Below are 19,206 nucleotides of genomic sequence, written 5' to 3' on the forward strand. Positions count from 1 at the left end.
GGCTGCTCCGCGGGGGCGATGGCAGGTCTCCTTCTTCGGGGCGCTGCACAGCCATGACGGGCGCCACGGTGCGCTGATCGGCCAGTGTAACCATGGAACGGGTGGTGCTCGCCCTGTCCGTCCGCAGATCAGCTAGGGTGCCCGGACAGACCATGCGAAGGAGCATCCATGTCAGTCCTCGTCGCCGGAACCGACACCCCCGCCGGACAGGCCGCCTACCGCTTCGGCATCGAAGAGGCCCGCCGCCGTGGGGAGGACGTGGTCCTGTTCCTGATGTCCGGGACGCACACCCCCTCCCCCGATCTCGGCGAGGTGGTCGAGAGGGTCGAGCGCCCGGACGAACGGGACCACTCTCCCACCGGTGACCTGATCGACCGTGCGGAGCAGGACGACATCTCCGCGGTCGTGATCGGGGTGCGCCATCGCAGTGCGGTCGCGAAGCTCTTCCTGGGGTCCTCCGCGCAGCAGATCATCCTCGAGTCGAACAAGCCGGTCATCTGCATCAAGGCCTGAGCCGGCCCTCCCGCGCCGGTCACCGGCGCGACCGGCCGTCGGCAACGGGCAGCCGACGGCAGACAACCGGCAGCCAGCAGTCGGAGAACTGCGGCCGACGGCCGGTAGCCGCAGCATGAGGACAGTGTCCCGCCCTGTGATCAACAGGGCTCTTCTCGAATGTCCCCGCGGTGGGTTATCTTCCTGCCATCGAGGGCCGGAGGCGGCCCTGGAGGCCGCGTCCGATGGTGGGCGCCGCTCGCTCTCCTCACCCTGCTCTTTCCCGCTCTCCCTGCATCACCCCCATGTTCCTGCAGCCCGTTCCCGGGAGGTCCCATGTCCAGACTCCAGCGACTGACGACGTCGGCGGTCGCCGTCCTGATCGCACTGCTCGCCTCGGTCGCCCTCGTCCCCTCGGCGAGCGCGAGCACCCGCCCGATCGACATCAGCTCGTACAAGGTCTCCGATCAGGTGATCACCTCGAGCTACTGCCGCATGGTCTCCGTCTCGATGACCACGAAGAAGCAGAAGGACTACAAGGAGTCCTGGATCGACGTGGACGTCACCCGGGGCCGGGACCTCGTGAACTGGCTCTCGTCCGAGGACGGGAAGACCCTCAACCGGCTGCAGCTCTGCCCGTGGATGGACGGTCTGGGCAAGTACACGATCGGCCCGGCCGACGTCGTCGCCGGATACACCGCGCGCGACTCCCTGGGCACCTACACCGACTACCGCAGCTACACCGACGGCACGACGAAGTCCTTCTACGTGAGGGCCAAGTCGAAGGCGTCCCTCAGCTCGAGCCGCACGGGCCGCACCGTCACCCTCACCGCAAAGGCGAGCAGCCTGAACCTGGACTGGGACCAGTACCGGGCCTACAACCCCTCCAGCGCGACCCTGCAGGTGAAGTCCGGGAAGACCTGGAAGACGGTGAAGAAGGTCAAGCTCTCGAACGGGAAGGCGACCGTGAAGGTCACCTCGAGCTCGAAGAAGCAGTACCGCTTCACGTTCCCGAAGACCTCGACCCGCACCGGGGCGACATCGAACACCGTCGCGCGCTGAGCGTCGCACACGGAACGCCGTCGGCCGATCGGGCATGATGCTGGATGCGAGCGGGCCGCACCGGGCCCGCGAGCGCGCCCGACCACACGATCAACCGGAAGGACCCCCGATGATCCTCATCAACGTGAAGTTCCCTGTGAAGCCCGAGTACGCCGACCGGTGGCCGGAGATCGCGAGCGAGTTCACCGAGACCACCCTCGCCGAGCCCGGGAACCTGTGGTTCGAGTGGTCGCGCAGCGTGAAGGAGCCCAGCACCTATGTGCTCATCGAGGCGTTCACCGACGAGGGCGCCGGTCCGCACGTGAACTCCCCGCACTTCCAGAAGATGCAGGAGGAGTTCCCGCAGTACCTCGAGGCGACCCCGCAGATCATCTCCCACCAGATCGACAGCGACGGCTGGGGCCCGATGGGAGAGATCACCGTGGAGTGAACCTCCGGGGCGGGGCTGGCGAGGGGGTCAGTGCGCCTCGCGCCTGCCCAGCGTCGTCACCGGGGCGGCACCGGGCCGAGTCCACTGCGGAAGCGGTCTGCTGGTACCGCCCCAGGTGGGGGTGCCCTCGGCGTCGGTGCGCCAGGACCAGCAGGCGTGGCGCCCGGCGGGCCAGCCCTCCGGGACGTCCTCCCACTCCTCGCCACGGCCGTAGGGCGTCATGTCCAGCAGCCCCATCGAGAAGTTCACCCGCTCATTGCCGCGACCGGTGGTGCGGTAGGTGAGGAACACTCGCTCCCCGAGACGCAGGAAGCTCGCCAGGTACCCCATGTCACCGCCGATCGGAGCCGGCGCCTCTCGCGCCGAGTACCAGGGCACGCGCCTGTAGCCCATGAAGGCGAGGAAGGGCTGAACCTCCTCCCAGGGACCGGTGGTGAGGATCGCGAGGGAGACCCCGTGGCCCTGAAGGTAGGTCGCATCGTGGAGGTGCCAGGCCGTGGTCGTGCACCCCTCGCACTGGCCCTGGTGCGGGGCGCCGTCGTGCCACATGTGCTGGTAGACCACGAGCCGGTCGCGCCCCTCGAACAGCTCGACAAAGGGCACGGGGCCGTCGGGGCCGGTGACCGTGGCGCTCCCGTCGATCTCCACCATCGGCAGGCGGCGCCGTGCGGCCGCGATCGCATCGCCCTCCCGGGTGTGGGCCTTCTCCCGGGCCAGCAGGCCGTCGCGAGCCGTCTGCCACTGCTGCCAGTCGACGATGGCCGGCCTGCCGGGCTGGTCCTCCATCGGCGCGCTCATCGCAGCTCCCCGTCGCTCCGTTCCCAGGCCGTGCCGGGAGGCTGGGCGAGATAGGTGGGGACGTACTCGAGCAGCTGGAGACCGCCCTCGAAGGTGCGGGCGGCGGCCAGCTCGAGGCCGAAGTCCTCGAACTGCTCCCAGATCCGCTCCAGGCCGGTGCGCCCGGTGATCACCGGGAACAGGATGATCCGGAACCGGTCCACGATCCCGGCCTTCAGCAGCGAATGGCTCAGCCGTATGCTGCCGGTGGTGGTCAGGGGCGAGGTCGCCGTGCGCTTGAGCTCCCGCACCGCCTCGACCGCATCAGTGCTGATCAGTGTGGTGTTCGGCCACGCCAGCGGTTCCTGAAGGGTGGAGGAGAAGACGACCTTCGGCAGCTCGGCCATCTGGGCGAAGCTGGCCTTCTCCTCCTCGGAGACGTCGATCCGCTGCGCCTGCTCGGCCATCTGGGACATCAGCCGGTAGGTGGTGGCACCCATCAGGGTGACGGAGTCCGGCTGCTCGGACAGCCAGGTGAGGTACTCGGGGCTCTCGAGCCCCCACCATCCCGGCCAGCCGTCACCGGCGGCGCAGCCGTCGAGGGAGAGGATGAAGTCCACCAGCAGCTCCCCGGCGGCGACGCCGGTGGGTGAGGCTGCGGGGATGGTGCTGGTCTCGGCATCGCTCATGGCGATCGCTCCTCGAAGAGTTCTGCCCCGGCCCTCGCCGCGGCTCCCTCCACTCAAGCACGTCCTCGGTGTCGCGTCCATGGTGGTTCCCGGCGGGGTCAGCGACGGCGAACATCCCCAGCGGGAACACGATCGACCACAGGGAGGGCGTGCAGCGCAGGGGGACGCGGTGGAGCAGGTGCCGTCACAGGCTCGCCCCGGCCAGCAGCAGCACCGGCCAGAGCGCGAATCACCAGAGGATCCGGGCGGTCCCGCCGATGATTCCCCGCACGACATGTCACACCCTCGAGGAAGAACATTGCAGTCGGTGCAGGTTCCGCCTACGGTGCTTCCGAGACACCACCACTCAGGAGAGGACGCCCGTGGCCGACGAGCCGACCGGATCGAGCACGCCCGGGAGCCCCCCGGACCCCGACGAGCATGTCCAGGACCAGACCAGCCGCAACATCACCATGGCGGTGCTGCTGGCGGGCGCGTTCGTCATCATCCTGAACCAGACCCTGCTGAACACGGCGCTGCCCGCGTTCATGGTGGACTTCGGCATCACCGCGAACACCGCGCAATGGGTGACCACCCTGTTCATGCTGGTCAACGGCATCATGATCCCGGCGACCGCGTTCCTGATCCAGAAGTTCTCCACGCGCACGATGTTCTTCGCCGCGCTGGGCATCTTCGCGGTGGGGACCGTCATCTGCGCGATCGCCCCGGTGTACGGCGTGCTGCTGCTGGGCCGGGTGGTGCAGGCCGCGAGCGGCGGCATGATCATGCCGCTGATGCAGACGATCCTGTTCGCGATCTTCCCCATCCACAAGCGCGGCACCGCGATGGGCACCTTCGGCCTGGTGATCTCCTTCGCCCCCGCGATCGGACCCACCCTCTCCGGATTCATCGTGGACCACTGGTCGTGGCGGGTGCTGTTCGTGATGATGCTGCCGATCGCACTCGGGGCGCTGCTCTTCGCGCACCGGACGCTGAAGAACGTCACCGAGCAGACGAACCCGCGACTGGACGTGCTCTCGCTGATCCTGTCCACCTTCGCCTTCGGCGGGCTGCTGTTCGGCTTCAGCAACGCCGGCAACGTCGGCTGGACCAGCGGGCAGGTGCTCGTCCCGCTCGTCGTGGGCGTGCTGACGCTGGTGTGGTTCACCCACCGCCAGCTGCGCCTGGAGGAGCCGCTGCTGGAGCTGCGGGTGCTGAGAAACCGCATGTTCACCCTCGGCACCGTGCTGGGCATGCTGGTGTTCATGGCGATGATCGGCGGGATGCTGATGATCCCCCTGTTCATGCAGAACATGAGCGACTTCACCGCCATGGAGTCCGGGCTGGTGCTGCTGCCGGGTGCGCTCATCATGGGTTTCATGTCCCCCGTGACGGGCCGGATCTTCGACCGCTTCGGTGCCTCGGCGCTCGCGATCATCGGCTTCGCGCTGCTGATGATCACCAGCTTCCTGCTCGCCCGCCTCAGCGTGGACACGACCTTCGCCTACATCGCGATCGTCAACGCGGTGCGGATGCTCGGCACCGCGATGGTGATCATGCCGGTGACCACGGCCGCCCTGAACCAGCTGTCGCCGCTGATGATCCCCCACGGCGCCGCCGTGAACAACACGATGCGTCAAGTCGCCGCCTCCGTCGGCACCGGGGTGCTGGTGACGGTGATGACGGCCGCCGCCCGTGACCCCGAGGAGTACGGCGTGGCCGGCACGATCCACGGCGTGAACGTGGCCTTCGCGGTGGCCGGGGTGATCTCCCTGCTGGGCCTGATCGGCGCCTGCTTCCTGCGCGGCTCCCGGCCACGGCAGCCGGAGCCGGAGAACGCTCCGCAGGCGTAGGCGTCGACGACCCGACGGGACGACGGCCCTGCCCCCTTGCGGTGCCGTGCCGAGCTCGTAGACTTCTCTCTGTGACTGCGCTCACCGCGGCCCCGGCGGCGGACCGTCCGGTCCCCGTGCTCGACCTCCTCCAGGAGCACACATGAGCAGGACCACCGGAACCAGCACCTGGACCGATCTGTCCGTCCAGGACCTCGACGCCGCCAAGGCCTTCTACACGGGAGTCTTCGGCTGGACCTTCCGCGACCTCGGCGCGGAGTTCGGCCACTACGCGATCATCTCCAACATCGACGGCGCCCCCGTGGGCGGTGCCATGTCGGTCGCGGGGATGACCGCGCCCGACGGCACGGCACTGCCCACCGGCTGGGACGTCTACCTCACCGTGGACGACGCCGACACGCGCCTCGCCGCCGCCCTCGAGCACGGCGCCACCGCCCTCACCCCCGTCATGGACATCGGCACCGACGGCCGGAACGTCATGCTGAAGGACCCCACCGGCGCCACCATCGGCATGTGGCAGGCCGAGGAGTTCGAGGGCTACGAGTTCACCGGCTCACCCGGCTCCCCGGTGTGGTTCGAGCTGATGACCCACCAGTTCGATGCCGCCTCTGCCTTCTACACCTCCGTGTTCGACGCACAGCTGGTGCCGATGGGCGAGTCGATGGAGGATGACTCCGTCCGCTACGCCACCAACGGCCCCGGGGAGTCCGCGAGCTGGGGACTGTGCGATGCCAGCGGAGTGATGCCCGTCGAGGATGCCGGCTGGCGCTTCTACCTCGCCGTCGATTCCTCCGCCGCGGCGATCGAACGCATCGAGGAGCACGGCGGGACCGTGCTCGACGGTCCGATCGACTGCCCCTTCGGGCGGATCGCCACGATCGCCGATCCCGAGGGAGCGACGTTCCAGATCAGCGCAATGAGCGAGGCGGTAGCGGAGGGGTGACGGTCGATCCGGGCAACCCGGAACTCGGATAAGGGGTGTTATCGCGCTGGAGGGCTTGAGAAGTCGGACAGCTGTCGCATTCTGTGATCGTGGCTCGCGAGGCCGGCACGGAACCGGCGCGGGTCGAGATCGTGGACTGTCCGGCACCACAGGGGGCCCGAGTCGTGTGACGCCGTTCCCGGTCCTGAGCAAGCACGTCGCACCTGAAGCGCGACCCGCCTCGGGGGCGCTGGAATCTACGAATGGCGATCGACAATCCCTTGGTCCCCGATGGGGCCGGCCACCACACGGGCCCCATGGGCGGGGCACAGGGGATCGAGCACGAGGTGCGCGGCAACGAGCGCACGGCGGCGAGGCACTCCCACCACCGGTCCGGTGGCTGACACCTGGACTACTGTAGTGGCGCAGGCCACACTGGAACGGTCTCGCGGCACGCGCCGCTGACCCCCTCACGGATCCGGATGGTGACTGCTGGATCACCTCCCCCGCGCGACATTGGCCTCAGGTTCTGAAAGCTTCTAAGGTCGAAAGGCCTGCGACCTGGGGATGCACTCGGGCGTCGGCTCCGATCCCGCTGCGGGTCCCGCTCGCCCGTGCGAGCAGGTCCGCACCGCTCGCACGTCGAACGAAAGGACCGTGATGGCTGAGGCCACGCCCTCTCCTCGTCCCGCTGACTCCCCCGGCACCGGCGCGAGCCCCGGAGGAGGGGACGGTCCGCACGTGTCCCCGGCCGCTGCGGCGGCGCCCGCCCGCTCCCCGGTGAACTGGCCGGTGTTCCTCGGCACCGCCGTGATCATCGTCGGCTTCGTGCTCTTCGCCGCGATCTGGCCCGGCACCGCGGAGACCGTCATCTTCGGCTCCATGGCGTGGGTGGCGACCAACTTCGGCTGGTACTACGTCCTGACCGCCGCGCTCGTGGTGGTCTTCGTGCTGATCGTCGCCTTCTCCAAGGTGGGTGGGACGAAGATGGGCCCAGACCATTCGGTGCCGAAGTACAACCTGTTCACCTGGGCGGCCATGCTGTTCGCGGCCGGCATCGGCGTGGACCTGATGTTCTTCGGGATCTCCGGACCGGCCACGAACTTCCTCACCCCTCCGGACGTCCCGGCCGGTTCCGAGGACGCCGCCCGGATGGCCACCGTCTGGACGATCTTCCACTACGGGATCCCCGGCTGGGCGATGTACGCGTTGATGGGGATGGCCTTCGGCCTGTTCGCCTACCGGTACCACCTGCCGCTGTCGATCCGCTCGGCGCTCGCGCCGATCTTCGGCAGGCGGATCCACGGCGCCGTGGGCCATGTCGCCGAGATCGGCGCGACCATCGGCACGATCTTCGGCATCTCCGTGTCCCTCGGCATCGGCGTGGTGTTCCTCAACTTCGGACTCTCCGCACTGTTCGGCATCCCGAACTCGCTCGCGGTGCAGATCGCCCTGATGGCCCTGGCGGTGTTCATCACGATCCTGTCCACGGTCTCCGGCGTGGACAAGGGCATCCGCCGGCTCTCCGAGCTCAACGTGGGCCTCGCGATCGTGCTGATGCTGTGGGTGCTGTTCTCCGGGAACACCCCTCAGCTGCTCAACGCCCTGGTCCAGAACATCGGCGACTTCTTCTCGCGGTTCCCCTCGATGCTGATGAACACCTTCGCGTACAGCGAGGGCGCGGCGGACTACCCCGCGGATCAGTGGATGGCCGACTGGACCCTGTTCTTCTGGGCCTGGTGGATCGCCTGGTCGCCCTTCGTGAGCCTGTTCCTGGCACGCATCTCCCGGGGCCGCACCCTGCGACAGTTCGTCATCGGCGTGCTGCTGATCCCCTTCGCCTTCATCCTGATGTGGGTCTCGATCTTCGGGAACGCGGCGATGAGCTTCTTCGGGGACGAGGCGTTCCTCGACCTCGCGATCAACCAGCCCGAGTCCGGATTCTTCAACCTGCTCGACCAGTACCCCGGCGCGCTCTTCACGGTCTCGCTCGCGCTGCTCACCGGACTGTTCTTCTACACCACCTCTGCGGATTCCGGTTCGCTGGTGATGGCGAACATGACCTCCAAGGCCACCACGACCGACTCCGACGGCCCGCCGTGGCTGCGCATCGTCTGGGCCGTGATCACCGGCGCCCTGACCCTGGTGATGCTGTTCATCGACGGTGTCTACACGCTCCAGGCCGCGACCGTGATCGTCGGACTGCCGCTGTCGGTGATGATCTACCTGGTGATGTTCAGCCTGTGGAAGGTGCTGCGCACCGAGCGCATGAACCTCGAATCCCGCCAGGCGACCCTCCCCGCCCTGCTGACCAGCCGCGTCCGTGAGGCAGATGGCGGCGACCGTGGTTCCTGGCGCCAGCGGCTGCGGCACCGCATGTCCTACGCCACCGCGGAGCAGGCGAGCGCCTTCATCAACTCCGTCGCGACCCCTGCGGTCGAGGAGGTCGCCGCCGAGCTGAGGACGCTCGGCGCGGAGGTCTCCTGCCACCGCGGTGCGCATCCGGACAGCGAGATCCCGTTCGTGGACCTCGTCGTCTCCTTCCCCGACGCGGAGGACTTCAAGTACCAGACCTACCCGGTCGCGTACTCGACGCCCAGCTTCGCCGCGAACCTCGCCGCGGTGCGGGACACCTACTACCGGGTGGAGATCTTCTCCTCCCTCGGCTCCCGCGGCCGCGACATCATGGGCTACTCGAAGGACCAGGTCATCGCCGATGTCCTGGACTCCTACGATGCCCACATCATGTATCTGACGATGAGCACCGAGATCGGCACGGCGACCGGCACGATCCCGGTCACCGCGCCGGACACCTGGAGCGACACCGACCACATCGACCCCGCCACCGAGTCCGCCGGCTCCACCCACGCCACCGACTCGACCGACTCCGAGGAGCGCCATGACTGACACCACCGCCACCCTGTTCATCGATGGAGCGTGGGTCCCCTCGTCCTCCGGCGAGACCCGCGCCGTGATCTGCCCGGCCGATCAGCGCGAGGTCGGCGTCGTCTCCGAGGCCACCACCGAGGACGTCGAGCGCGCGATCCTCGCGGCCCGCCGGGCCTTCGAGTCCCGCGTCTGGGCCGACAGGCCGGCCTCCGAGCGCGGTGACTTCCTGCTGCAGGTCGCCGATCAGCTCCAGGAGCGCAAGGACGAGTTCGCCCGCGCAGAGGCCTTCGACACCGGCAAGCGCCTGGTCGAGGCCGAGGGCGACATGGACGACATCACCGCCTGCTTCCGCTACTTCGGGAAGGTCGCGGGCCAGAACCCGGGCCGGCTGGTCGATGCCGGGGACGACACCGTGATCTCCCGCGTGGTGCACGAGCCGATCGGCGTGTGCGGCATGATCACGCCCTGGAACTTCCCGCTGCTGCAGGCCGCATGGAAGATCGCCCCGGCCCTGGCCGCCGGCAACTCCTTCGTCATCAAGCCGGCCGAGCTCACCCCGCACACCACGATCCTGATCGTGGACGTGATGGAGAAGCTCGGCCTGCCCGCGGGGGTCGCGAACCTGGTGCTCGGCAGCGGCGCCGTGGTCGGCGCTCCACTGTCCTCGCACCCGGAGATCGACCTGGTCTCCTTCACCGGCGGCCTGGTCACCGGGCGGAAGATCGCCGCCTCCGCCGCGCAGGACATCAAGAAGGTCGCCCTCGAGCTGGGCGGCAAGAACCCCAACGTCATCTTCGCCGACGCCGACTACGAGGCCGCGCTCGACAACGCGCTGAACGCCGCGTTCATGGACTCCGGACTGCTCTGCTCCGCCGGGACGCGCCTGATCCTGCAGGACACCATCGCCGAGCAGTTCGTCGACGATCTCGTCGCCCGCGCCGAGGGCATCGTGATGGGCGGCCCGCTCGACGAGGCGGCGGAGACCGGCCCGCTGATCTCCAAGGAGCACCGCGACAAGGTCACCGACTACGTCCAGCGCGGCATCGAGGCCGGTGCCCGCCTGCGCACCGGCCACCACTGGGGCGGTCCCGAGCACGAGCAGGGCTTCTTCTTCGCCCCGACCGTCCTCGACCGGTGCACCTCCGAGAACCCTGCGGTGGTCGAGGAGGGCTTCGGCCCGGTGATCACCGTGGAGACCTTCTCCACGGAGGACGAGGCGATCGCGATCGCGAACGACACCGAGTACGGCCTGGCCGGTGCGGTGTGGACCTCGAGCTCCGGCACCGCCAACCGGGTCTCGCGGCGGCTGCGCCACGGCACCATCTGGATCAACGACTTCCACCCCTACCTGCCGCAGGCGGAGTGGGGCGGCTTCAAGAAGTCGGGCGTCGGCCGCGAGCTGGGCCCCACCGGGCTCGAGGAGTACACCGAGGCCAAGCACATCTACGAGAACACCGAACCGGCCGTGACCGGCTGGTTCCCGCGCAAGGACTGACCTCCCGGGCTGACCGGGGCCGTCCCGTCCACCCGCACACCGGGGCGGCCCCTCCCCCTCCCACGCACTTCTCTCCCACGCACTCCTCACCTGCGCCTCGCTCACGCGCTCCGCGCTCACCCGCCCCACATCCACCCGCTCCACAGACAGGAAGCAGCAGTCATGCCCGCACAGGACCTCCCCTCCGAGAACCCCGTCGCCGAGTTCGACTACGTCATCGTCGGCGGCGGCTCCGCCGGCGCGGCGCTCGCCGCCCGCCTCAGCGAGGACCCCTCGATCGAGGTGGCCCTCCTCGAGGCCGGCCCCTCCGACCTCGAGCATCAGGAGGTGCTGCAGCTGAAGCGCTGGCCCGAGCTGCTCGAGGGCGGGCTGGACTGGGACTACCCGATCGAACCGCAGGAGAACGGCAACTCCTTCATGCGCCACGCCCGTGCGAAGGTGCTGGGCGGCTGCTCCTCCCACAACTCCTGCATCGCCTTCCACCCGCCGGCGGAGGACATGGACCTGTGGGAGCAGCTCGGCGCCGAGGGCTGGAACGCCGAGACGATGATGCCGCTGATCGCGCGCCTGGAGACGAACCGGGACCGCACCGGCGAGGGCCACGGCACCGACGGTCCGGTGCACCTGATGGATGTGCCGCCCGAGGACCCGCTGGGCGTGGCGCTGCTGGACGCCTGCGAGCAGGCCGGCATCCCGAGGGCCCGGTTCAACGACTTCGAGACCGTGGTGACCGGCGCGAACTGGTTCCAGGTCAACCGCCAGGCCGACGGCACCCGCGCCTCCTCCTCCGTGTCCTACCTGCACCCGAACCTGGAGCGGGAGAACCTGCACGTCCTCACCGGCCTGCAGGTGACGCAGGTGCTCTTCGACGAGGACCAGCGGGCCACCGGCGTGGAGTACATCGACAACGCCTTCGACCGCTCCTCGATCATGCACGCCCGCCGCGAGGTGATCCTCTCCGCCGGCGCGATCGACACCCCCAAGCTGCTGATGCTCTCCGGCATCGGCCCGGCCGAGCACCTGCGCGAGGTGGGCCTCGACGTGCGCGTGGACTCCCCCGGCGTCGGCTCGAACCTGCAGGACCACCCCGAGGCGGTCATCTCCTGGGAGTCCACGCAGAAGATGACCCGCGAGTCCACCCAGTGGTGGGAGATCGGGATCTTCGCCGCCACCGAGGAGAGCCTGGACCTGCCGGATCTGATGATGCACTACGGCTCGGTGCCCTTCGACATGCACACCCGCCGGCAGGGCTACCCCACCTCGCCGGAGTCCTTCGCGCTCACCCCGAACGTCACCCATGCCCGCTCCCGTGGCACGGTGCGCCTGCGCTCGATCGACTACCGCGACAAGCCGAAGGTCGATCCGCGCTACTTCACCGACGAGGACGGTCATGACATGCGCGTGGCCGTCGCCGGGATCAGGAAGGCCCGCGAGATCGTCGCGCAGTCCGGGATGGACGCCTACCGCGGCCGGGAGCTGTTCCCCGGGGAGGATGTGCAGTCCGACGAGGAGATCGCCGAGTACGTCGCGAAGACCCACAACACCGTCTACCACCCCGCCGGCTCCTGCCGGATGGGGGCGGTCGATGACGATATGTCTCCGCTGGATCCGCAGCTGCGGGTCAAGGGCGTCACGGGCCTGCGCGTGGTCGACGGCTCGGTGATGCCGCAGCTGGTCGCGGTGAACCCGAACATCACCACGATGCTGATCGGCGAGCGCGCCGCGGAGCTGATCCGGAACGAGCAGGGAGCCTGATCCCACCGGCCCTCACCGGGCTGACGCGCGGCACCCGTCGGATGTCCCCGACCGTTGCGCAGTGGGCGCTCTGAGCACCGAGAACCCCCACTGCGCAACGGTCGACTCGCGCCTGCCGAGGCGCCTCCGGTCCGGGATCCTTCGCACCTCGCACGGGGCGTCTCGCTCGTCCTCGAATCCGTGCGCCGCGCCCCCTCGGGCCCGCACCTCCCCGGGGTGAGCTCAGCGGGTGACGTCGATGAGCAGCTTCCCGTTCGCGGTGCCCGCTCTGCTGGCCTCGAAGGCCTCGGCCGCATCGGCGAGCGCGAAGGTGCGATCGATCTCGACCTCCAGGGCGCCGCCGGCGACCTTCTCCAGCAGGGTCCGCAGGCGCGGGCCGTCGGGGCGCACCCACACCCAGCGCCCGCCGGCCTCCTCGACGGAGGGATCGGCGATCGAGACGTGCCGGCCGCCCTCGGCGAGCAGTGCGAGCGTCTCCCCGCGGACCCCTCCCACGAAGTCCGCGACGGCGCTGACGCCGTCGGGTGCGATCTCGCGGACCCGCTGGACGAGGCCCTCCCCGTGGGCGACGGGCGTGACGCCGAGGGCCGTGAGCTTCTCGTGGTTGCGAGGGGAGGCGGTGCCGATCACGGTCGCGCCGAGCTCCCGTGCCAGCTGCGCGGCGAGATACCCGACCCCGCCGGAGGCGGCATGGATCAGCAGCGTGTCCCCGCTGGCCAGCCCAAGGGTCTCGAGGCTGCGCAGCGCGGTCAGGCCCGTCAGCGGCAGGCCCGCGGCGGCCTCGACGGTCACTCCGTCAGGGATCGCGGCCACCGAGGTGGCGGGCAGGGCCACGAACTCGGCGAAGGTGCCGTGGTGGATGAGGTCGGTGCGGCCGTAGGAGGCGACACGATCACCGGGCGCGAACTCCGGGGTGTCGGGGCCGACGGCCTCGACCACACCGGCCACGTCCCAGCCGGGGATCACGGGGAAGATCGCCTCGATGAGGCCGTCGAGCCCGCCGGCCATCACCTTCCAGTCGACGGGGTTCACGGAGGCGCGCTCGATGCGGATCAGCACCGCACCGGGGCTGAGGGTCGGCATCGGGACGTCGCTGAGCTCGAGGGTGCCGGGCTCGCCGTACTGGGAATAGGTCATGGCTCGCATGCCAGGGACAACACGGCCAACTGCGGATTCATTCCCGACGGTCAGGGATCAGGAGGTGGGGGGCGCTGGGATCTCGGCACCCGCTTCAGGAAAACAGTGGTCGCGCGGGTGCCGAGCGACTAGCCTCGAAGAACACGTCGTCGCGCGATCTCGACGGGACGACCAGAGGATCGGGAAACGTCATGCCGCTCCACGAGGGCCGCACGTATGTCATCACCGGCGCGGACACCGGCATCGGGGCGCTGACCGCTCAGACCCTGCAGGAGCGGGGTGCACGGGTGATCCGATGCGGCATCGGCGAGGACGTCGACGTGCGCGCGGACCTCGGAGACGAGAGCGGACGAGACCACCTGGTCACCGAGGTGGGCCGACTGGCGCCGGGAGGAATCGACGGTCTCGCGCTGATCGCGGGGATCGGGGTCCCGACGGCCGAGACGATCCGCGTCAACTACTTCGGCACGCTCTCCGTGCTCGCCGGCCTGCGCACTCTGCTGCGACGGAAACCGACTCCGCGAGTCGTCGTGGTCTCCTCTGCCTCCGCCCTGTCCGCCGGCGACCCCGACGTCATCGGTGCCTGCCTGCGGGGTGACGAAGAGGCGGCGGTCGCCGCTGCGCAGCGCGTCATCGCACGCGGACGGGGCGGCGTGCTCTATCGGTCCTCGAAGATCGCGCTGAATCGCTGGGTCCGCCAATCGGCGCCCGCCGAGGAATGGGCGGGCACCGGGGTGCCTCTGAACGTCGTCGCGCCGGGAATCGTGGAGACCGGCACCGCCCGCGAGACCATGCTGGAGGACCCGGCACAGGCGAAGATGCTCAGCACAGCGCTCCCCCAGCCGCTCGGATTCCCTGGCCCCGTCCAGGCCATCGCCGACGCGGTGGCGTGGATGCTGAGCGCGGAGAACTCCTTCATGGCCGGGCAGATCGTCTTCGTCGACGGCGGGGCCGATGCCACCCTCCGATCCGACAAGCCCTACGCCGACGGTGTCCGGTACGGCGCCGCAGCCACGACGAAGATGCTCTACTGGGCCCTCGCCGCGAAGGTCAGAGCGCTTCGCCGACGGTGAGCACCGCTGGCCTGCCGGCCCCACGTGCACTCTGACCTCGCCCGTGCGGCCTGGCGTCTCCGCCTGGCCTTCTACGACGCCTGGACCTCGACGACGCCTGGCCCTCTACGACGATTCGTCCACAGGCTCGGCATCACGGATCTGGCCGTGGGCGAGCGCGCTCCAGAAGTCGCCGCGCACGTAGCGCTGCTCGGGGTCGGGCTCGAAGTCCCAGTGCCGGGACCGGCCCTGCTGCAGCGCCTCGGCCACCAGGCGGCGTCGGTCCTGGCTGTCCAGCACCTGCTCCTCGAGCACGGCGAGGTCGTACTGTCGCTCGAGCTCCCCGCGCAGCGTGCGGGCGAGCTCGGCGTGCTCGGGTGCCGCGGCGACGTTGACCAGCTCGTGCGGGTCCGCGACGAGATCGAACAGCTGGTCCGGATCGCCCGGGCAGATCACGTACTTGTGCTGCCCGCGCACCAGGGTCAGCTGGGGCCGCAGCGTGGCCTCGGCCAGATACTCGATGACCAGGTCACGATCCGCCGGCCCGGACTCCCCGGCGGCTTCGCGGCGGGCTGATTCCAGCAGCGAGATGCCGCCCCGTCCGGGGGCGGCCGCAGGCTGCTCGACGGGAGCGGCCGCCAGCTCGAGCAGGGTCGGCATCAGGTCCAGCAGGGAGACCGGGTTCGCATAGCGCCCTCGCGGCACCAGATGCTCCGGCCCGTGGACGATCAGTGGCACCCGCGCAGACTCCTCGTAGGGAGACATCTTGTACCACAGGCCCTTCTCGCCCAGCATGTCGCCGTGGTCGCTGGTGACCACGATGACGGTGCTCTCCCGCAGCCCCAGCACCTCCAGCCGCTCCTGGATCCGCCCCACGTGGTCATCGATGTAGCTGACGGCCGCGTAGTAGGAGCGGCGGGCGCGCGCGACCTCTTCGGTGGTGGTCTCCCGCTGGTCGAAGCCGCTCATCGCCCGCAGCCGGTGGGTGTGCGGGTCCTGCGCGGCGTCGGGCACCTCCGGATGCTGCGGTGCGGGGATGTCGACGCCCTCGAAGCGGTCCCAGTGCTCGCGCGGCGGCTCGTAGGGATCGTGGGGGTGGATGAAGCTGGTGACCATGAGGAAGGGGATGTCCTCGCCGGCCGCCCGGTTCGCCCGCACCCGGTCGTTGAGGTGGCGCAGGGTGCGGAAGCCCACCTCGTCGTCGAAGTCCTGCTGCACCGTGGCCTGGGAGACCCCGGCGGTGTAGACCGTGTCCGCGTCGTGGTACCACTGCAGCCGGTCGGCCGGGTCCTTCCGCCAGTCCGGGACCATGTCCATGTCCGCCGGGTAGACGTCGGTGGTCAGGCGCTGTTCGAAGCCGTGGTGCTGGTCGGGGCCGATGAAGTGCATCCGGCCGACGAGTGCGGTGTGGTACCCGGCGGCGCGCAGGTGGTGGGCGAACGTCGGTGTCGAGGCGGCGAAGTCGTCGCCGTTGTCGTAGCAGCCGATGTCCGAGGGCATGCGGCCCGTCATCATCGAGGCGCGCGAGGGGGCGCACAGCGGGGTGGTGCAGTACGCCCGGTCGAAGACGGCGCCGTCCGCCGCCAGCGCGTCCATGTGCGGGGTGCGGGCGGCCTCGTCCCCATAGGCGCCGAGCGCCTGCGCCGCCATCTGGTCGGCCTGGATGATCACGATGTTCGGTCTCATGGTGCTGTCCTTCCTGTGAGTCGGACGCTGGTCCGGGCGCGCCGGCCCTCAGGTCCGTTCGGGCTCGCGGTGCTCATCTCGGTCCGAGGCGGTGCCCTCGACGCTCTCGCCGGCCGTCGCCTCGTCGGGCTCCGGCTCCCAGCCGTCGGCCCACTTCCCGGTCTCGAAGTCATAGCCGACGGGTTCGCCGTGCTCATCGGTGCGCTGATACCACTCGGTGTAGTCCGCGTGGGTGGAGTCGACCTCCGCTCCGGCGCCCTCGCCCGGTTCGGCCCGGACCACCTGCAGGCGGAAGTCGTCGTCGAATCTGTCGACGCCGTCCACGACCGCGTTGCTGACCGCGACCTCGGCGTACTGCTGGCGCAGGGTGAGCGGATCCGTCCGCAGCTCCCGGAACCAGGCGACGATGATCAGGAGCATCACGAACGCGAAGGGCACCGCGGTGATGATCACGAGCGACTGCAGCCCCTCCAGGGCGGTGTCCCCGCCCAGCAGCAGCATGACCACGGCGATCCCGGCCATCACCAGGCCCCAGAACACCACGACCGGCTTGGGCGGGTTCTGGCTGCCGCGCGTGGTGAGGATGCCCATCACCACAGAGGCCGAATCCGCCGCCGTGATGAAGAAGATCGCCAGGATGCACATGATCAGCACCGGCATGATCTCGGACAGCGGCAGGTTCTCGACGATGGAGAACAGCACCTCGGCGGGGTTGACCTGCTCGATCGCCCCCAGCCCGCCCTCGCGGTACATCGCGATCGCAGTGCCTCCCATGATCCCGTAGGCCACGAACAGCAGCGTCGAGGGGATGAGGATGACGCCGAGCACGAACTGGCGGATCGTCCGTCCCCGGGAGATGCGCGCGATGAAGATGCCCACGAAAGGCGACCAGGAGATCCACCAGGCCCAGTAGTAGACGGTCCAGCTGGACTGGAAGTCGAGGGTCTCCTGGCCCCAGGAGGCGGAGCGCGCCATCATCTCGAACATCGACCCGATGTACTCCATCATGGCCGAGGGCAGCAGGTTCAGCAGGAACAGCGTCGGTCCCAGCAGGAAGATCAGCCCGGTGAAGCCGATCGTGAGCACGATGTTGATGTTGGAGAGATAGCGGATGCCGCGCGAGACGCCGGAGATCGCCGAGATCACGAAGCCGATCGACAGCACCGCGATGACCAGCACCAGGGCAGTGTTCGTCAGTTCGGAGACCCCCGAGACGATCACGACGCCCTCACCGATCTGGAGCGCGGCGATGCCCAGGGCGGCCGCCGTGCCGAACAGGGTCGCGATGATCGCGAAGATGTCCACGAGCTGGCCGGCCCAGCCGTCCGTGTGCTTCTTCCCGAACAGGCGCTGGAAGATCGAGGACATCAGCAGGGTGCGCCCACGGCGGTAGGCGGCATAGGCCACGGCACCGCCGACCAGGGCATACATCGCCCAGGCGTGGAAGCCCCAGTGGTAGTAGGTCTGGGCGAGGGCCGCGTGCATGGCCTCCACCGACTCCGCCTCGTTCGTCAGCGGCGGAGGATTGAGGAAGTAGGTCAGCGGCTCGGAGGGTCCCCAGAACATCACGCCGATGCCGAGGCCGGCGGCGAAGAGCATCGCGACCCAGGAGAAGGTGGAGAACTCGGGGCGTTCGCCGTCCTTGCCGAGCGGGATCTTGCCGAACCGGCTCAGCGCCAGGGCCAGCAGTGCGATCAGCACCACCGTCGCGACGGCGTTGAACAGCCAGCCCAGGTGGCTCATGGTCCAGCCGTAGGCCGCGTTCGCGACCGTGCTCACGCTCGCCGTGTTCACGATGCCCCAGATCACGAACGCCACCGCGAGGGAGCCGGCCACTGCGAAGACGATCTTGTCCACGCTGTACGTGCGGCGCTGCTCGTCGATGGCGATGCCCGGCACCAGCGCCGGGTGGATGTTGTGGGGGTACGGCGGGCGCGAATAGTCCAGGGTGGGGAGTCGCTCCCCACGTCGGGGCTGCGGGCTCCTCGTCGTCTCTGGCGTCGTGCGCGGTGCGGGCTCGTCCTCAGTGGTCACGATGCGGCTCCGTTCAGGTGGGCCCGAGGGCTCGGGAGGGAAAGTGGCAGGCCGACGGGCGGAGGCGGAGCCCGCGGTCAGGTCGGCCGCGCGCCCGGCCGACCAGCGGCAGGGATCTCTCCACTGTAGACGGCCCCTCGACCGGCCCTCCATACGGCCCCTCCGCCAGTCCTCCCGTCGACCCCGTGACCGGTCCGTCGTCCCGCTCGGACCGCCGGCTCTCCGTGACGGGCCGTCGGCGATCGAGGCGCACCGTCCTGGCCGGTGGTGCCCGTGCCCTCGTGTGACGGCAGATGACGGTGATGGGCACTGCCCGTGCTCCCTCGCCCTCTCGAGGCATACAGTGAAAACCATGCTCACCGACACCGCGCTCCGAGAGGCGTTCTCACAGTTCCCCCAGGGGATGGTGCTGGTCGCCGCCGAGATCGACGGCGTGCGCCACGGCCTGGTCGCCTCGACCTTCACCGTCGGCGTCTCGCTGGATCCGCCGCTGGTCTCCTTCGCGGTCCAGCACAGCTCCAGCACCTGGCCGATCCTCCGCGAGCACGGGCATCTCGGAGTGACGGTCCTGGGGCGCTCGCAGGTCCCGGTCACCCGCCAGCTGGCCTCGACCGATCGCGCCCGCCGTTTCGACGGGATCGACGTGACGGTCGATCCGGCCGGCGCCCTGATCGTGCAGGACGCCCCGGCGTGGATGACGGTGCGCGTCCACGATCAGGTGCGCGCCGGGGACCATGACCTCGTGCTGCTCGAGGTGCTCGCGATCGACAGCCTGCCCGAGGCGACAGCCGTCGTGTTCCATCGCAGTCAGTTCAAGGAGCTGACCTACGAGATCTGAGCCGGCGATCGGCCGGGCATCCTCGGAGCAGACTCCGCCCACCGGTCCGCAGGATCGACGCCCAGCACCCGGGCGCGGGCCGCTCGGCGAGACGCGCGGCACCCGGGAGTGAGCCG

16 protein-coding genes are annotated in these 19,206 nt (G+C 69.4%); 11 read left to right on the forward strand and 5 right to left on the reverse strand.

What is annotated here, in order from left to right:
- Window positions 1-168 precede the first annotated feature (168 nt).
- The 3 genes from VF289_RS17455 to VF289_RS17465 all read left to right on the forward strand — a co-directional run bounded on the left by VF289_RS17455 (window position 169) and on the right by VF289_RS17465 (window position 1,984).
- A complete protein-coding gene (locus tag VF289_RS17455) occupies window positions 169-513 on the forward strand; it encodes a universal stress protein (protein WP_330885378.1) in 345 nt (114 codons plus the stop codon).
- Between the two features lie 315 nt (window positions 514-828).
- Entirely contained in the window at window positions 829-1,554 is a 726-nt protein-coding gene (locus VF289_RS17460; protein ID WP_330885380.1) for a hypothetical protein, read from the forward strand.
- Window positions 1,555-1,663: 109 nt separating this feature from the next.
- Window positions 1,664-1,984, forward strand: a complete 321-nt coding sequence (locus tag VF289_RS17465) for a putative quinol monooxygenase (RefSeq protein ID WP_330885382.1) — start codon at window positions 1,664-1,666, stop codon at window positions 1,982-1,984.
- Window positions 1,985-2,011: 27 nt separating this feature from the next.
- On the opposite strand, the gene VF289_RS17470 is transcribed toward VF289_RS17465, so the two are convergent.
- Both VF289_RS17470 and VF289_RS17475 read right to left on the reverse strand, forming a co-directional pair.
- Complete coding sequence (locus VF289_RS17470; protein WP_330885384.1) at window positions 2,012-2,782, reverse strand: DUF899 family protein; 771 nt, start codon at window positions 2,780-2,782, stop codon at window positions 2,012-2,014.
- Window positions 2,779-3,450: a dihydrofolate reductase family protein gene (locus VF289_RS17475; RefSeq protein ID WP_330885386.1), complete on the reverse strand. Its 672-nt coding sequence runs from the start codon at window positions 3,448-3,450 to the stop codon at window positions 2,779-2,781. The genes VF289_RS17470 and VF289_RS17475 overlap by 4 nt, the downstream gene beginning before the upstream one ends.
- 362 nt (window positions 3,451-3,812) lie before the next feature.
- On the opposite strand from VF289_RS17475, the gene VF289_RS17480 reads away from it, so the two are divergent.
- The 6 genes from VF289_RS17480 to VF289_RS17505 all read left to right on the forward strand — a co-directional run bounded on the left by VF289_RS17480 (window position 3,813) and on the right by VF289_RS17505 (window position 12,343).
- Window positions 3,813-5,282, forward strand: a complete 1,470-nt coding sequence (locus VF289_RS17480; protein ID WP_330885388.1) for an MDR family MFS transporter — start codon at window positions 3,813-3,815, stop codon at window positions 5,280-5,282.
- A 142-nt stretch (window positions 5,283-5,424) separates the two neighbouring features.
- The gene (locus VF289_RS17485) at window positions 5,425-6,225 is read left to right on the forward strand and encodes a VOC family protein (protein WP_330885391.1); all 801 of its coding nucleotides are present in this window, start codon (window positions 5,425-5,427) and stop codon (window positions 6,223-6,225) included.
- A 242-nt stretch (window positions 6,226-6,467) separates the two neighbouring features.
- Window positions 6,468-6,608, forward strand: a complete 141-nt coding sequence (locus tag VF289_RS17490) for a hypothetical protein (RefSeq protein ID WP_330885393.1) — start codon at window positions 6,468-6,470, stop codon at window positions 6,606-6,608.
- A gap of 256 nt (window positions 6,609-6,864) precedes the next feature.
- The gene (betT, locus tag VF289_RS17495) at window positions 6,865-9,111 is read left to right on the forward strand and encodes a choline BCCT transporter BetT (RefSeq protein ID WP_330885395.1); all 2,247 of its coding nucleotides are present in this window, start codon (window positions 6,865-6,867) and stop codon (window positions 9,109-9,111) included.
- Window positions 9,104-10,588 (forward strand): aldehyde dehydrogenase family protein, encoded by a 1,485-nt coding sequence (locus VF289_RS17500; RefSeq protein WP_330885397.1) that lies wholly within the window; start codon window positions 9,104-9,106, stop codon window positions 10,586-10,588. Before betT ends, VF289_RS17500 begins: the two co-directional genes overlap by 8 nt.
- Window positions 10,589-10,750: 162 nt before the next feature.
- On the forward strand, window positions 10,751-12,343 hold the full coding sequence (locus tag VF289_RS17505; protein WP_330885399.1) for a GMC family oxidoreductase: 1,593 nt from the start codon (window positions 10,751-10,753) through the stop codon (window positions 12,341-12,343).
- A gap of 222 nt (window positions 12,344-12,565) precedes the next feature.
- Here VF289_RS17505 and VF289_RS17510 read toward each other — a convergent pair whose 3' ends face one another.
- Window positions 12,566-13,480 carry an NADP-dependent oxidoreductase gene (locus tag VF289_RS17510; RefSeq protein ID WP_330885400.1) on the reverse strand — a complete coding sequence of 305 codons (915 nt, stop codon included), beginning with the start codon at window positions 13,478-13,480 and terminating at the stop codon, window positions 12,566-12,568.
- Window positions 13,481-13,671: 191 nt separating this feature from the next.
- Here VF289_RS17510 and VF289_RS17515 point away from each other — a divergent pair, with 191 nt between their 5' ends.
- Window positions 13,672-14,553, forward strand: a complete 882-nt coding sequence (locus tag VF289_RS17515) for an SDR family oxidoreductase (RefSeq protein WP_330885403.1) — start codon at window positions 13,672-13,674, stop codon at window positions 14,551-14,553.
- A 105-nt stretch (window positions 14,554-14,658) separates the two neighbouring features.
- Here VF289_RS17515 and betC read toward each other — a convergent pair whose 3' ends face one another.
- Window positions 14,659-16,218 (reverse strand): choline-sulfatase, encoded by a 1,560-nt coding sequence (gene betC, locus VF289_RS17520; RefSeq protein ID WP_330885405.1) that lies wholly within the window; start codon window positions 16,216-16,218, stop codon window positions 14,659-14,661.
- A gap of 48 nt (window positions 16,219-16,266) precedes the next feature.
- The gene (locus VF289_RS17525) at window positions 16,267-18,252 is read right to left on the reverse strand and encodes a BCCT family transporter (protein WP_330885407.1); all 1,986 of its coding nucleotides are present in this window, start codon (window positions 18,250-18,252) and stop codon (window positions 16,267-16,269) included.
- Between the two features lie 352 nt (window positions 18,253-18,604).
- Between VF289_RS17525 and VF289_RS17530 the strand changes: the two genes are divergently transcribed.
- The gene (locus tag VF289_RS17530; RefSeq protein ID WP_330885409.1) at window positions 18,605-19,090 is read left to right on the forward strand and encodes a flavin reductase family protein; all 486 of its coding nucleotides are present in this window, start codon (window positions 18,605-18,607) and stop codon (window positions 19,088-19,090) included.
- Window positions 19,091-19,206 lie beyond the last annotated feature (116 nt).

The sequence above is a fragment of the Brachybacterium sp. genome, assembly GCF_036379615.1.
Lineage (GTDB): Bacteria > Actinomycetota > Actinomycetes > Actinomycetales > Dermabacteraceae > Brachybacterium.